Genomic DNA, 15,025 nt, shown 5'->3' on the forward strand with positions numbered 1-15,025 from the left:
GCTATGCTGAATCCGATTTTACCAAAATCGACATCTGGCGGCGTAGATCCGGCTCTCGAAGGCCGTGTGACGAATCTGGAAAACACTTTTTCAGACGTCGAGCTTCGCGTATCGGATTCTGAAATCCAAATATCAAATGTCGCATCTGACGTTGAGACTCTGCATATAAATGTGTCACAACACGACGAAGAAATCACAGTACTTCGCGATATTCGTTTTGCTCTCGTCGATGAAAATAGGAATGATTACACAGCAGCTTGGCTCTTCGGTCAGCCAAATAATTGGCTTTCTCAAAATTCGAAATTGGCTGACTACGGTGTCACCGAGCGCGATTATGTTTTCCAAGTAAACGGCGTCGACCGAGCAATACAGTTCGTTGCAACTGACACGATGAACGACATCTTGATGAAATTCATCGACATCGCGTCGATGAATAGTGTCTCCTACACCGTCGAGCTGTTTGGCGGCCAGATCCGATTTGAAGTCGGCGGAGGCGACAGCCTCGTTTTTCCGACCCCAGGTTTCCCAGATTTCCAGCATCTTTGGTATGTCCTCGGGCTTGCCGGACAAAGTGCTATTTCGACAGCTGTAGAAGTCCCGTATTCGCTTCGTGATACCGATATTTGGACGTTGCAAGGTACTGTAGATAAGCAGATTCAGCGGCTTTCTCTAGATGCGAGAGCAGCGGCTTCTGCTGCTTCCAGATCTGCAAGTTTGCCGCTGCTCGATCAGCCAATGATTATCAACACGGGATACATATTTCCCGATAATACGGGAAATATACTGTCGGAAAACACCGATCTTTCGAACTATCTAACTGATACGGACACTTTTGAAATCACCGTTGATGGTACGCCATTTTCGATAACGGCTGGCCCATTTTTGGACGTACCGAATATCCTTGGAAATCTGAATACTGCGGGAATACCCGACTGCTTTTTTCAATATTTTGCAGGCGGAGTGCGTCTGGAAGTACGCTCAAATTCTTGGACTGATCACGAAATCAGTATCACAGGCGGCAAGATAGCTCAGGTCTTAGGTCTGTCAGGTAAATCTCTATCTTACAAAGCTGTCGAAAACTTTTCTTCTGGCTTAGATGTGTCGGCTATCTCTCGATACAGCCCGTACGTCGGAGGTCAGGAAGGTATCGAAGCTCTCATAAATGTTCAGCGACAGGAAATCGACGCGCTGAATCTGCTCACAAGCAAACTAGCTTACGAGATCGAGCAATTGAAGGCGGGTTCCTGATGCTGAATCCGATACTACCGCGCGGAGGCTCAGGTGGTGTTTCTCTTACACCTGAAGATTTTCCCGAAGCTGACGTTGTAACCGGAGTTGATCTCGTTCTACTAGCTATAGAAAACGAGTTTGCATCTGCTTCTGTCAACAAACTTCTCCAGCCAGTGACTGAGCGTTTAGACGCACTTGAAGGCGGCGATAGCGGCGAGGAAGAAGTCGACGGTGTAATCCAAAAAAACAAAGTTTTTAGTTATACTGGCAGAATTATCGGTGATGTTGGAGCTATCGAATTAACGCGCACAATGGAAAGCCTTGGTCTTTCGGCGGCGGCTTCCTTTGCTTTTACGCTTACAGGCGTTACTGGTGGAATATCTGTGCCCGTGCAACCCATTGATACCGTCAATACAGTTTTTGTAAACGTGCGCGCAGCACTCGCTGCAAAAAGCGCAAGCACGTTTATGAACATCGGACTTTATGCAGGTAGCACACTCATAGAAGTACTGCCAGCCAACCGTACTGTGTCAGTTGTATCTTCAAATCTTGTTGCTCAAGCACTTGGAATTGCTGGTAAAAATGCAAAATCGTACACGAAATCAGAACCGCTTTCGGTAAATGGGCAACTTGTAAGCTCAGGCAACGGTTATAGTTCAGTCGCGAATGACTTGCCCGAACTTTTCCAGAAAACGGCAGCTCTTGAGCGTGCTAGCGGTCGCGTCATTTCTGTCGAAAATAGTGTGATTGCTTTGCAATCTACGGTGTCAGAACAAGCAACAATAATATCAAACTTGCAGTCGAATCTTGCAGATGTGACAAACAGACTTTCAACAGCAGAAACAACTATTTCAGAGCAGGCGACCACGATTGTAAACATTGTAAACAGATTAGATGCATTGGAAGGTAAGGTTATAGAGAGTGGGACGCCGAGGTATTCGTCGTCGACGGCTTTCATCACTCAAGGATTGACTTCGGCATCGCCGGAAACTGAATAATTAGGAGATTTTTATAATGACTATTCAAAGCATAAATATTGGAAGTGGTCCAAATTCTGTTGACGCCGAAAGCACACGCGACGGCTTTGCAAAAGTAAATTCTAATTTTGCAAGCGTTGATAGCCGTATTCAAAAACTTGAAAGACTGACACACCCCTTCGGTTCTTACGAAGACCCAGGACTTCCGCCTTTTCCTGCTTTTACATATGCAAGTAAAGATTGGGAAAAATATACATCTGTTACGAGACATCATGAAACAGAAAATTTGACATCTTTGACTATGTCAAATACCGCAAAAATTGTTGCTATGTCGGCAACCAGATTTATGCTCGTATCTAAGTCATCTACAATTTTGACGATAAAAATATTTGAATTGGCATCGGGTGTTTTATCACGCGTTGCGCAAACAAATATTACCGTTTTGACAGGCGCTCAAGTGCTTGGAATCGCTGTTGTTTCCGAAGATTTTGCGAAAATATCATTGCAAAACGGAAGTTCAATAGGAGCGCTCACACAAAATTTTGTTGAAGTTTATTATGCAACCGGAAGTGTAAATGCAACATTAATAGCAGCTACAGCACCCATTGCTTTTTCCGGCCAAGGTTCTGTTTATCCGTCAAACAATTCTCGTGCTCCGCTTCTCGCATCGACATCAGCTATGTCTATATATATCGCCGCGAGTTCTTCGAATCCGGTAGACATTTCTGGCCTCTGGATTCAACGTTTTTCGACGGGTCAAAGTCAAAATTCGCATCTCGAAACAAGCCTTGCGATGTCGGCTGAAAATAGAGTTTCACCGTCCTATGACTACCTCGGCGGCGAAAAATACATCGTCGCATCCGCAGGTGCAGTCCTCGGAGATCATACTGCACGACTTACAATAAGTGTCTTATCAGCAAACGATAACGCAACAAAATTGCTCGGAAACACCAGTTTCATGGGTAGTTCACCTGACGGCGGTGTGTCTGTATTCGCACTTTCGCCTGCGCTCGCGATAATTTCATGGTCGTCTTCTGGTATTCAAAAAGCGATATCGGTGGCTATCGACAGCTCTGGTCAACCGATGATCCTCGGAGCCGCATCATCAGCTGGCGCGCTTGGAAGCGCTATAACTTCAGGCACACCGTATGATCAAACTTCGCTTGTAGCAGGCTCGTGGCCAGTCGATACCGATCCTGGGAAACTTGTAAAGCTCGATGTCGATACTGACACAGGTGTGATTTCAGAAGCTAATCATATTGCATATTCGCTGAGCTGGGCGGCGGCCAGAGGAAAATGGCTCGACATGATACGCTTAAGTGCCGACCGCGTGCTTGTAGCTATCCAGCCCACGGTTACGCCGTTCGGTGTAGCTTTAGATATCATCGATCTGGATGTCGCATAATGAGCAAACATCCCGCTTTCCGCACCCTTGCACGCACAGCTAACTGCATCTTCAGAGAACGCGGTAACCATTATTGGCATCAGCACGATGCAGATATTGCGCAGCCGATTCAGCTGATTTTTAATGATGCTTATGCGCCCATCGATGCGGCCGGAGTGCAAGTAGAAGAAGCTCGGCCAACGGCTTTCGTACTCATAGAAGATGCGAAAAGGCTGGCTCCGGAGCGTGCGAATGGATCGCTGGATTTGTTGTTTTCTAATCGCGACGAACTGGAAATCAACGGTCGTAAATACGAAGTAGAATCTTGCAAAAGCGACGGTTACGCTCAGCTAGAGATAAAATTAATTGCTGAGAAAATTCGCTGATGACGCATGTGAAGACGCAGATACGAAATGGAGTTATTGAAGTGCTTAAGGCGCTTCCTGACTTCGCGTCTGCTCATTCTGCAAGTCGTATGCTTAGACAATTTCAGAGAACAGATTTTCCATTAGCAATCGTCTCGGTTGCTGAAAACGTCGCTGTTTCTGGCTCTAACGGAACACCGGGACATCGACAACTTCAGCGTGACATGCAGATTTCCGTAACTGTCGGCATACATGAAGAAACTTCTGACGCAGAAGACACACTTGATGAGCTGTCTGTGCTAGTTGAGAAGACGCTTGCTAAGCCTTCGGCTATCGGCGTCGGGAAGCTCCTTTTCTGGAGATACTCCGGCAGTGCGGAGCCGACAGGACAGCCGACCGAAGACGGCTTGATGCTTATTCAGACACTCAATTTTTCATGTTCTGTAAGAACTACAGATACCGATCCAACAACCATTGTTTAATTTTTTGGAGAACGAAATGGCAACATTAGCATTACAGCCGATTTTAGATAAGCAGCGCGTCAGTGGCGGTCAGCTCATATTTCGCAAAAAGGGTACTGACAAATATGTGAACCTGGGCGCATTAGCGTCTATGGAATTCACGCCGAACTTGACCGAAATCGAGTCATACACGCAGGAATTCGGCGACCGCCGCCTCATCAAGAAGTACGTGACCACGAAAGACGGTCAGATTAGTTTTACGTGCGAGAGCTGGACGGATATCGGATATGAAATCCTGTTCATGGCAAATAGACGTCTGCTTACTCAGGCAGCAGTGACAAATGGAGCTTTTACGATTCCAGATGCCAAAGTCGGCGATGCGATTAAGATTCCTGGCTTTAAACCTGTTGTAACTGGTGTTTCTGACGGCGACGCGAATGAGCTAATTGAAGATGTGCACTACACCGTTCATCGGGCTGGATATTTGCAGATAGTCGCACTTCCTGAAGGATTCACAGGCGATTTAATCGGCGAGTATACACAGCCAGCTATCACAGAATCTGAAGGCCTCCTGGATCTCGATCTGATGTCGACAGCAGGCGTGCGCGGTGAACTCGTGTTTATCGGCGTGACTTCGGAATCTGGAGACGGCGAGGAATTCGAACAGACTTACCACGATGTTGAGTTGCGCCCGAGCGGTGCAGTGCCTGCATTCGGCACCGAACAGCTGAACCAATTTACTGTTCAGGGGTCGGTTTACGCGACTTCTAACAAAAACTCATACGGCACGATCCGTTCGATCCCAAAAGCAGTATAAAAAATTACAAAGACGGTAGTTAAATAGATTTCCGTCTAAATTAATAATTCATTAAATATTACAAGGAGTTATACTAATGAATGCTATAGTAAAGCAAGATGTTAAGTCAATCGATGATTTATTGACAGCAGTAGACCATTCATATCAAGAAGTAGAAATACTAGGAATGACTACGAGACTGCGTCCGGTAACTATTCTTGAGTGCCTAAGGCTCGTCAAGCGCTTTCCAAAACTCATCGATCTGTTTGAGCCAAAACTGGATAAAGACGGCAATCTTTTGCCTGAGGAGCTTCAGCCGTCTTTGATCAGCGTATTCATGGATTCTGGCATCGAGGCCGCCGCTGCTTTTATTTCGTGTGCAGCTGGCAAAGAGGGCGATCTAGCTTTCGAACAATTAATCACGCAGAAGCCAGACGACTTGACGCTAGCGCTCTTCTCTTCATCCGTGAAAGTGACCTTGGGCGACGGATCACTCGAAGATTTTTTTACGAAAATCACGGCGGCTCTACAGACAATCTTTCCCAAAAAGTGACGTTTCCGCCGCCGCGCCGAAAGGGTGGTCTGAATCTTACAGGGGTGTTTGTTGGTCTCGTGAAAGACGCCATCAGCTACGAGAATCAGACCGGAAATTCGGGCTTAAATCTTTCACCGCGCGCGTTGATAATGAGAATGAAAGTTCTCCGAAGTGACAAAAAACGTCAACAAATTCAGATGGCTGAAGCGTTCTTGGTAGCACAAAGCGGAGATAAAAAAGTTTGGGAAGAGTTTGTAAGGAATGTCTAACGTAACGCCGGAAATCAAGACAAAATTCAGCCTCGGAGGAATGTCCGAGGTCACATCCGGCTTTCGTAAATTTCAGCAAAGCGCTCGGAATTCCATTGATAATATTAAGCAGAGCGGCGCAAAGGCTTTAGAGCCATTCCAGAAAGATATCGAGAAGTCCAAACGTTCACTCGCAACGCTTAAATCTGCATCATTGTCAGTCGGAAGGGTCGGCTTCGGTGGTCTGAAAACTGGCGCTGAAACAGCCTTTAAAACCATTTCCATCGGTGCCGCATCGGCTGTCGGCGCACTCGCCACGGTGTCAGCCGCAGCCATAAAAATGAGCAAAGATACTTCTGTCGAGTGGGACAAGCTTTCCAAGCAGAGCCGTGCACTCGGTGTGTCTCCTGAGGATCTGTCAGTGCTTGGATTTGCTGGCGCTGGCGAAGGCGTGCCAGGCGATGAGATCGTGAAAGGCCTCGCGAAAATAGGCAATGAATTTCTCGGCATCAGGCAGAAGATTTCTGAAGCAAATGATGAATTTTCTGCTTTCAAAACCAATGCCAGAAAAGATGCCATTTTCTCACTTCGCGCAGGCGATATCGGCGGTCTGACGTCGGCAGGTGACGCTGTCGGTCAAGCTCGTATGTCGTCACTTGCTGGCATACAAGAGCGAAAAGGTCAGCTCGAAAACTACATCGCGCGCGCGGCTCCGTATGAAAACAATAACCTCCAGACGCAGACGTTTGTACATGGATTGCGCCAGCAGCTCGCTGAGCTTGAGAAAGCTGAGCGCACTCTGAAGAAATCTTTTGGCCCAGTTGGCGAGGCTTTATTCGGTCTCGAAAAATACGGATTGGACGTTGAGAAAGCATCAAAAGGCGGCATGGAAGGCCTACTTGCGCTATCCGATGCGATGCAGAAAGTTGACGACCCGACACAGCGCCTGCGCTTTGCAATCCAACTTTTTGGTGAAGACGCTGGAGCTAAAATGGTGCCTTTACTGGAAGGCGGACGCACGGCAATTGAAGCTTATCGCAAAGAGCTGGAGCGTCTGGGCGGCGTTGTTACTAAGCAGGACACGCAGATCGGGGAAGCTTATGAAGCTTCTGCTGAGAATTTCAGGCGTTCGATCAGCGGTGTGAAGATGGCTGTAGCTCGTGAAGTCTTGCCGCTTTTGACGGAATCCACAGACGCCATGACAGAATTCATGGTGAGCTATCGCGAGCGAATTGCTGGGATTCTGAAAGACGGGTTTGTCTACGCTCGCAATCTTGTCAGCGATATTATCGCTGTTTTTCAAGGTAAGAGAACGGGATTCAAAACACCCTGGCTCGACACCCTTTTTGAGAAATTGGAAGGCGCTCGAAAGTACATATCTGACATGTACGGTGAGCTGAAAAAGCTCTGGGACGGCGATGATTCACGTTTTGAATGGCTCAACAAGATCCGAGATGGCATCGCTGTCGCGATCAAATTTGTCAAAGATTTGTATGCTGTTCTGACCGGACAAGATGCTTCTCAATTCAAATGGCTTAATGATTTAAGAGATCAAGCCAAGGCCTTCGGCGCAGATTTTATGCAAGCGCTGGAGATGGTCAAAACTGTTTTGACTGCGATCCATTCACTGCTTCAACCCGTCGCTGACCTGTTCGGTCTCGATGTGACGACCCTCCTTTTGTTCGTCGGAATGACCAAATTTATTGGGCTTTTTGGACTTGCTTCGACGGCTGCTGGTCAGCTCATGAAAGTCCTTGGAACGCTTTTTGCTATGGGCGGCGGCGGCGCATTAGCAAAGGGTATCGCAGGCATCGCGACAGCAGCTGGTGGAGCATCAGCAGTCGGTGGCGTTGGTTCTGCTGTAGGAGCTGGCGCTGCGGGTGCCCTTGGTCTTGGAGCAAGGGCTGGAATACTCGGTGTAGCCGCAGTCGGCGGAGGATTAATAGGTTGGTACGGCGGCAAAAAAGTTTACGAATTATCGGGAATGAAAGAAGCCGCAGAAGCTCGTCAGACTGATCAGCAAAAAAGATTAAAGAAATTATATGATGCCGATTTTGACCTAGCTTTTGCTCGATACGACCGAAAAAGGCAGGGAGACTGGTACAGAAGCCAGGGAATTAATACTCAAATGGGGCTTGAAGATGCCCATCTTTTGCCTGGCGGTGTGCTTGATGTTTGGAAATCTCCACTTTCCGATTTTGATCTAGATTACTTTAAAGGCATCAAAGAAAGCAACGATAAATCAAAGGCTTCTACGGAAACCGTAAACGTAAACTTGACGCTGAATGACCGCAGTCTCGGCACGCTTCAAACCGACCCGCTGACTGCTCGGAAAATGAATCAAACCCTTTATTCCATGCAAAGAACAGGGGGGTACTGATGGCCGATTTTCCAATAACAACGACACTCATTTCTGATGATCTCGCAATCGGATGGCAGACAGCTCTCGGCCTGACTGTCGATTTTTCACCTATCGAAGATTCAGGTCACATAGTCAGATCATGGAACGGCCAAGCCAGAAATCTCGCAGCCGATGAATTCAAATTGTTTCAATGTACTATTTCATCGTCCGACGACATGCGCCCGCCTGCGCTATCACATATGTGGCCGGGGTCGACTTTCACAATAATTCCACCATGTGAATTTTCGGATGCTATTCAGCCAGGTGCTCAGTCGAGAACGCTTATTCGCTATCCGTATAAAGAAGATGAAACGGGCTATACATCTATCCGTTGCCTGACGAAGAATTTTGAACCCGTGCCGTTTACTGTCTGGAATAAAGTCGTCACTTTGGCCGCGCCAGCGACCGAAACTGTCCGTATTTTTTATCGCCCATGGATCGATTTGTTTGTCACGGAGCCATGGTCGTCATCAACGCACGAGCAAAATGCTACGGTGCAGTGGAGCCTGACCGCTGAAGAAATTGGCGGACTCGACTGGCAGGAGGATAACTGATGTTATTTCTGTCTTGGCTCCCTGCTTACAACACACCTTTTGATCCAATTTCTCATGCTCGCGAAGACGAATTCTGCATACGCGGATCGATTTTTGAGCAAGAAGAAGGCGACATAATCACGAGCGGATTCGAGGTTGAAATCCCGAATCCTGGTCTGGGCTTAATTGGGCTCGGCCGTAGCGAGCGGTATGCTGTACTAAGCGAAAAGCTAGCTTCCGATAATATGCCCGTGGAACTCGCTCGTGGCCGCGTAATCTCTGTGCCGTCCGAACTCGGTCAACAGACTTTGACGCTCAGATTTCAGTGTGTACCGCCTGACGAAGATGTTGTTTTGAAAGCCGCCGCTAATGCTTTGCGCACTGGAGAAATCGATGGGTACGATCCATACGGACATCCAGACGACCGCGAGAAATTCGAGACGTACGACGCACTTTTTCATAGCCGTGATGCCTCAGATGATCCCATGAGTGCGCTTGCTGGCCGTCTGGAGTTCTGGCGTTGGGATCGGAAAACACTGGCAATTGAACGTGTCAGCATTGTCACGGGTGGAGCTACACATGTCATCGATTCAGATGGCTTTGAGACTACTCTGCAAGTCACACTGCGGAATCCACCTCGTGCAAAAACGCGCCTTCGCGTCGTCGCATCATGGACGCAAGAGGCCAAAGGTGTGCAGTCTTTGCCTGCTGTTAATTTGCCTGTCGACACTTTCAGCTGGCAAGACCTTATACAGAATCTTCCGCAACCAGGCACATCAGTCGGGGAAAACACTGGCTGGCATGTCGCCGAGAGCGCTATTCAATATTTCAACCAACATTCCATTCTGGATTCATTTGATGTGGGGTTGGAAAAATACGCTTTAAATGATGATAAAGTGCTGGGTTGTCAGGTACTTATGCAAGCCGCAACGGTCGGCGTTCAGATACGACTTGGCTACGATTTTCAACAGCAGAGAGAGGAATTACTGACGATATCGATGCCTGTGGCGCAACAGGAAATTCTTGGTGACGACAAGAATGAAACGGCCGATGTCATCCATTTAGCGCCTTTGAATCTCGATCCGTCGACTCCGTTGTGGTCGTTCGAAGATCCGACCACGCTGGAACCGATGCAATATGAAGTAGGCGACGAAGTCATTTATAATGGCCATAAATGGCGCTGTATAACGGCGCATACGGCGTCCACGATCTTCTCTTATTCGTCGTTCGTACAAGTCGAAAAGCGCGCTGCTATCAACCCGATTTCTGCTCGTTTTTTTGATTCAACTCGTGGAACTCGCGCAGTCAGATACGCAGTCCGTATGCTTCAACGCCGTGTTTATGTCCGTGCGCGGTGCTTGGAAATCTCATTCCAATGTGAATGGTCAGCCGCGAGATCAATGAAATGCGGAGATTTCTGCCGAATTTATAATAGAAAAATAGGCACAGTGCAGTCGAAGATTTCGAGCATCAAGCTCGTCGCCGCTGGCGCTAAAAGATACGCTGAAATCACGCTTTTGGCGTACCTCGGTGACGGTTCTTTAGCGCCTGTTCCCGAACCAGGCGAGGAGCAGACGGGTCTGATCACGTACAGACTTTCAGCAACATCAGCATCTCAGCCGACCAACGCATCAGCTCTGCGTGCGCAAGTGCATTTTGTGGACGTCGTCAACGACTACGCGTTCCAGAAGTCTTCTGCGCTCTATGAACAAGATCCAGTCGCGATCATAGAAGGTCTGCCGACGCGCATTGAGCTGGACGTCGATCCGATCCGAGAAGAAGACCTGCTTACGCGAAATCTGACGGTGACTTGTAAACCTATTTGGCTACCTCGCGAAGCAGTTATCGGAAGCTAGAGGAGAACGATTATGGATATGGAAATCGAGAATTCGAGCGAATTATTCGGTGCTATGAATGCGATGAGATTGCAAGCGCAGGATCAAGCTCGTCGAGATCGTATAGCTCAGCCGACCAGGAGTTCTATAAGAGATAGCAGCGCTCGACGCAGAGATAGCTTGTCAACGAAATTGGTGATGGGCTCGACAGAAAAATGTGATCTGTCGAGCGCCATAGTTGCTACGAATGTTGTGCGCAGCTCTTTATGATTATGGGATTTCGATGGGCACCAGTCTCGTCGTCGCGTAATCAGACATGAGACGAATTTTCTCGACAAGCTCCGCAAGAACTGCAGGATTGTCAGATTCATTTTCAAGTTTTTCGGCGATTGCAATCAGCATGTCTTGACCTGACAGCATGTCATCCGCATTTACGGTTCCCAAGCTGACGGCTTTCTCGATTGCAGAAAGAAGATAAAGACCGTCTTCAGGTAGCGAAGTGATTTCTGACTGCGTCTTCAGTTCCTCTGCTTCTTCGTCTGTAATTTTCACTTTCACTAGATCGATGCTCATATGCGGCTCCTTTTTTGAGAGCGCATATACAGAGATCTTTCGGCTTTGTCCGGGATTTTTTTATAGAATCTTGCACTTGAGCGTGGTCTCGTAAACTATCCAATTATATTCACGAGACCATTTTTTATGACAACAGATTTTCCGTCAAAAGAGCTTTTAGAAGTCATCCGAGGTCAAGCCAGGATGGAAGAAAAGCTAGATACATTTATTAAAAGCACGACGTCAATGCAGTCCGAAATTGCTGTAATCAAGGCCGACGTAGCCGAATTGAAAGCGAAAAGGAGAGAAGACAAAGCTTACATAGCAGCATTGTCGGCGGTTTTCTCAGTAGCTTTTGCTATTATTTTACCCGCCGCCAAGAAATTTTTCGGAATTTAATTTACCTGTTTTCTCCTTGTAACATCTAAGAATGTCAACAAAGTTTACGATAAGTAATTGATTTTATTAAAAAAAGTGTTTGTATTGATCATGAATACGCCAAATAATTACTTGTCAACTTGAGCGAAAGGAATTCAAAATGACAAGTAGAAAAATGAAACAACATATTGAACGTGAACTAGCTACACAACTGGATATGGAAATTGAAATACGTAAAACACCTGAAGAACTATTTAAAAGCGGACACTCGATACGTGATGTTGCTACAGCATGTGAACTTACTTTCTACGCTGCTCGCAAAATCTGGCTTTCCATAAATAAGCCTGAAGCACCAAAATCCGCAGCAGAAGCAGTCGAAAAGATTTGGCCTTCGGAAGCCTCAGAGGCCCCCTCAGAAGACGAAAAACCTGCGAAAAAGAAAGCTCCACGCATACAAGAATTGCCGACGATTCAAGCTGATCTGGAACCTGGAGTTGTCCATCGCTTCCTAATTTCGGCGGCTCAGGACGACACTCCCGTGCATACCGAATTCCTGAAAAATATGGAGGCTTATGCGGCTTATATAGGCGCTCATATCGTGATCGGGGGACACACATACCAGCTGGGGCTGTTTGAAGATCATGCCGCGTCGGCGAATGTTTATGACCCTGCCATTCACGAATATCTTTGTCACGACCGCGTGCAACTGACGCCTGATTTGCTCTATTTAGGGAGTGCTAATGTTCTTCCGACGACTGCTAATCCATTAAATGGATGGCTGACGCAAAACCATGGTGGTCATGTCATCGTTCCTCACTCTCGAATTGCACTACAGAGCATCCCAAGGTTACAGGGCCAAGACCCCCGTTTTGCAATCTCGACTGGCACCGTCACAATGCCGAATTACACTGCCAGAGCGGCGGGTCAGAAGAGCATTTTTCATCATACTTTTGGTTTCACGGTCGTTGAAATTGATGTTGATGGCGAAGTTTTTTTACGACCAGTTTCGGCCGACGACGATGGATCATTTCAGGATCTGAATACGCTTGTGATGGATGGAAAATGCGATGGCGATAAGCGTGTTCGGGCTATCAGCTGGGGCGATATTCATCATGAACAGCTCGACGCCACGATTGCCGCCGCGAGCTTCGGATATGACCGGAAAACCAAGCAGGTATTGAACAACATCAACATTTTGGACGGCCTTCAGCCAGAAATCCAATTCTTCCACGACACGCTAGATTTTCGCCGTCGAAACCATCACAATTTGGCTGATCCTCACGTGATGGCGTTGGTGTCAGCCAATGGTTCTGAAAATGTCGAGGCCGAGGTGCAAGAAGCTTCTGATTTTATAGCAGCGTGCACTCGTGATTTTTGCACGACGGTCGTCGTTGAGAGCAATCACGACAATGCGCTTGCTCGCTGGCTTAAAAATGTTGACGGGGCTGGAGACGTCAAAAATGCATATTATTGGCACGATTTGAACTCGGCCTGGCACAAAGCGATACGCGCTGGAAATGACAATTTTAATGTCGTCGAATATGGCCTGCGGTTAGCAAATCTTCCTGATTCCGTGGAATTTGTCGGCGCAGGACAAGGATATCAGGTCGATGGCATAGAATGCGGGTTACACGGTGATCTAGGGATTTCTGGAAGTCGGGGATCACCGAACCAGTTCAAAAGATTTGGTGTTCGCACGTCCACCGGACACACTCATACGCCATCGATATCAGAGGGTGCTTATGTCTCGGGTGTCTCTGCGAAGCTCGACCAAGGATACAACAAGGGGCCAACGACGTGGGCGCATGCGCACATCGTACAATATCACAACGGAAAACGTACACTGCTCCTGATGTCTGCTGATGGCCGCTGCCAAGCAATGGGCGACCGCATTCATGTGATGATGGCTGCATAAGAAAAATCTTGCAACTTACATCACGATAGAACAAAATGGGAACATAAATTAAGAGTTCCCATTTTATGCGAAATATCAATACTTTAGTAGTTCACTGCACAGCTACCCCTGAAGGCCGCGATGTAGACGTCAACACCATCCGAATGTGGCATACACGAGATAATGGCTGGAAAGACATAGGATATCACTACATTGTCTACCGTGACGGCTCTGTCCACAATGGTCGTCCTGTTGAGCAGGTCGGAGCGCACGTAGCGGGCCATAATTCTGGATCAATTGGTGTTGTTTACGTCGGCGGTTGTGACGCGTCGATGAAGCCCAAGGATACTAGGACACCTGAGCAGAAAGTTGCGCTGCGCAAACTTCTGGGCGACCTCGTCCAAAAATACAAAATAACAACCCTCGTTGGCCACAGGGACTTCGATAAAGGCAAAGCCTGTCCGAGCTTCGATGCTAAGTCCGAATACGCAGACTTAATAAAGGGAGGGTCGAAATAATGGCCCGACCTATCTCTCCATTCTCATATCGATGCGCCAGCTTCAGAAATCTTCAGGACGATCTGGTCGTCGCTCTCGAAAATCATATCAAGCAAAATAATTTATCAGCTGCTGAAATAGCAACGCGATATCCCTCCGTTAGAGACGGCCATATACGCAAAATTCGCACAGGCAACGGGCATGAGCTGGGCATGAAGATGCTTCTGTCGATAGCCGAAGCATCTGGTCTTCAAGCAAGATTGCAGGTGTCCGCATGAGCAGTGAAAAAGAGATTACTCGCCGATTCTCAAAAAAGATCACTATCGCAAGCTTGGGGGCACTCTTCGGGATCGCAGGCGTTGGCCTGCTCATTCGGAATCCAGATACCGCCGCCATCGTTGACGCTCTCGGCCCGTGGGTGGTGGCTCTGCTCGCAATCTATATGGGTGTCGGTCACATGGATTTCCGTACATCAAAAGGCTTTCCAAGCTTCTTTACCAACATACTCGGGTTGGCTTTCAAGCGACGTCGAGATGACGGGTCGGAAAACAAAGGAGAGGAATAATGCCATTCCTCTCCAACATCCGCATCATCGTCGGCCTTTTAATAGCAGCCATCCTCATTGCTGGCTGGCTATATATTTTACACCTGAAATCTCAACTGTCCGAATCCGACGCACAGCTTGCTCTGGCAAATGCTCAGCTTAAGTTCACAGTCGACGTCGCCAATGCTAATGCAGAAGCCGTGAAACAAGCCGATGCCGAGCACAAACGGACGCTTGATCTGCTAAATGATGTGACGACCTCACTAAATGAAACAGCCATCATAAATCGCGAATTGGAGCGCGAAATCGCTTCGACGACACCAGAAAATGATGGCTCCGTGGCACCTGTCCTTGAAAATTTGAGAAAGCGAAAATTCGCCGGAGGTGTCCAGTGA

General features: G+C 47.7%; 17 protein-coding genes. 16 read left to right on the forward strand and 1 reads right to left on the reverse strand.

Annotated features, from left to right (window positions below; translation table 11 throughout):
• The first annotated feature begins 3 nt into the window (after positions 1-3).
• The 10 genes from OPR82_RS05550 to OPR82_RS05595 all read left to right on the forward strand — a co-directional run bounded on the left by OPR82_RS05550 (position 4) and on the right by OPR82_RS05595 (position 10,786).
• A complete protein-coding gene (locus tag OPR82_RS05550) occupies positions 4-1,248 on the forward strand; it encodes a hypothetical protein (protein ID WP_265983502.1) in 1,245 nt (414 codons plus the stop codon).
• Complete coding sequence (locus OPR82_RS05555; RefSeq protein ID WP_265983504.1) at positions 1,248-2,228, forward strand: hypothetical protein; 981 nt, start codon at positions 1,248-1,250, stop codon at positions 2,226-2,228. Before OPR82_RS05550 ends, OPR82_RS05555 begins: the two co-directional genes overlap by 1 nt.
• Positions 2,229-2,244: 16 nt before the next feature.
• Positions 2,245-3,612, forward strand: coding sequence for a hypothetical protein (locus tag OPR82_RS05560; protein WP_265983505.1), 1,368 nt, complete (start codon positions 2,245-2,247; stop codon positions 3,610-3,612).
• The gene (locus OPR82_RS05565; protein WP_265983506.1) at positions 3,612-3,977 is read left to right on the forward strand and encodes a head-tail joining protein; all 366 of its coding nucleotides are present in this window, start codon (positions 3,612-3,614) and stop codon (positions 3,975-3,977) included. Before OPR82_RS05560 ends, OPR82_RS05565 begins: the two co-directional genes overlap by 1 nt.
• Positions 3,977-4,438 carry a hypothetical protein gene (locus OPR82_RS05570; protein WP_265983508.1) on the forward strand — a complete coding sequence of 154 codons (462 nt, stop codon included), beginning with the start codon at positions 3,977-3,979 and terminating at the stop codon, positions 4,436-4,438. Before OPR82_RS05565 ends, OPR82_RS05570 begins: the two co-directional genes overlap by 1 nt.
• A 16-nt stretch (positions 4,439-4,454) precedes the next feature.
• Positions 4,455-5,234, forward strand: a complete 780-nt coding sequence (locus tag OPR82_RS05575; protein ID WP_265983510.1) for a hypothetical protein — start codon at positions 4,455-4,457, stop codon at positions 5,232-5,234.
• Between the two features lie 76 nt (positions 5,235-5,310).
• Complete coding sequence (locus OPR82_RS05580) at positions 5,311-5,766, forward strand: hypothetical protein (RefSeq protein WP_265983511.1); 456 nt, start codon at positions 5,311-5,313, stop codon at positions 5,764-5,766.
• 243 nt (positions 5,767-6,009) lie between these two features.
• A complete protein-coding gene (locus tag OPR82_RS05585) occupies positions 6,010-8,376 on the forward strand; it encodes a phage tail tape measure protein (protein WP_265983512.1) in 2,367 nt (788 codons plus the stop codon).
• Positions 8,376-8,951 carry a hypothetical protein gene (locus OPR82_RS05590; RefSeq protein ID WP_265983513.1) on the forward strand — a complete coding sequence of 192 codons (576 nt, stop codon included), beginning with the start codon at positions 8,376-8,378 and terminating at the stop codon, positions 8,949-8,951. The genes OPR82_RS05585 and OPR82_RS05590 overlap by 1 nt, the downstream gene beginning before the upstream one ends.
• A complete protein-coding gene (locus OPR82_RS05595; RefSeq protein ID WP_265983514.1) occupies positions 8,951-10,786 on the forward strand; it encodes a carbohydrate-binding protein in 1,836 nt (611 codons plus the stop codon). Before OPR82_RS05590 ends, OPR82_RS05595 begins: the two co-directional genes overlap by 1 nt.
• Before the next feature lie 249 nt (positions 10,787-11,035).
• Here OPR82_RS05595 and OPR82_RS05600 read toward each other — a convergent pair whose 3' ends face one another.
• Entirely contained in the window at positions 11,036-11,338 is a 303-nt protein-coding gene (locus OPR82_RS05600) for a hypothetical protein (RefSeq protein WP_265983516.1), read from the reverse strand.
• Between the two features lie 126 nt (positions 11,339-11,464).
• On the opposite strand from OPR82_RS05600, the gene OPR82_RS05605 reads away from it, so the two are divergent.
• From OPR82_RS05605 to OPR82_RS05625, 6 genes are all read left to right on the forward strand, one after another.
• A complete protein-coding gene (locus OPR82_RS05605; RefSeq protein ID WP_265983517.1) occupies positions 11,465-11,716 on the forward strand; it encodes a hypothetical protein in 252 nt (83 codons plus the stop codon).
• Positions 11,717-11,855: 139 nt separating this feature from the next.
• Positions 11,856-13,610: a hypothetical protein gene (locus OPR82_RS05610; RefSeq protein WP_265983519.1), complete on the forward strand. Its 1,755-nt coding sequence runs from the start codon at positions 11,856-11,858 to the stop codon at positions 13,608-13,610.
• Between the two features lie 65 nt (positions 13,611-13,675).
• Positions 13,676-14,107 (forward strand): N-acetylmuramoyl-L-alanine amidase, encoded by a 432-nt coding sequence (locus tag OPR82_RS22760; RefSeq protein ID WP_407673212.1) that lies wholly within the window; start codon positions 13,676-13,678, stop codon positions 14,105-14,107.
• The gene (locus OPR82_RS05615; protein WP_265983522.1) at positions 14,107-14,364 is read left to right on the forward strand and encodes a hypothetical protein; all 258 of its coding nucleotides are present in this window, start codon (positions 14,107-14,109) and stop codon (positions 14,362-14,364) included. The genes OPR82_RS22760 and OPR82_RS05615 overlap by 1 nt, the downstream gene beginning before the upstream one ends.
• Complete coding sequence (locus tag OPR82_RS05620) at positions 14,361-14,651, forward strand: hypothetical protein (protein ID WP_265983523.1); 291 nt, start codon at positions 14,361-14,363, stop codon at positions 14,649-14,651. Before OPR82_RS05615 ends, OPR82_RS05620 begins: the two co-directional genes overlap by 4 nt.
• The gene (locus OPR82_RS05625; protein ID WP_265983525.1) at positions 14,651-15,025 is read left to right on the forward strand and encodes a hypothetical protein; all 375 of its coding nucleotides are present in this window, start codon (positions 14,651-14,653) and stop codon (positions 15,023-15,025) included. The genes OPR82_RS05620 and OPR82_RS05625 overlap by 1 nt, the downstream gene beginning before the upstream one ends.

Source organism: Ochrobactrum chromiisoli, from assembly GCF_026241335.1.
Classification (GTDB): domain Bacteria; phylum Pseudomonadota; class Alphaproteobacteria; order Rhizobiales; family Rhizobiaceae; genus Brucella; species Brucella chromiisoli.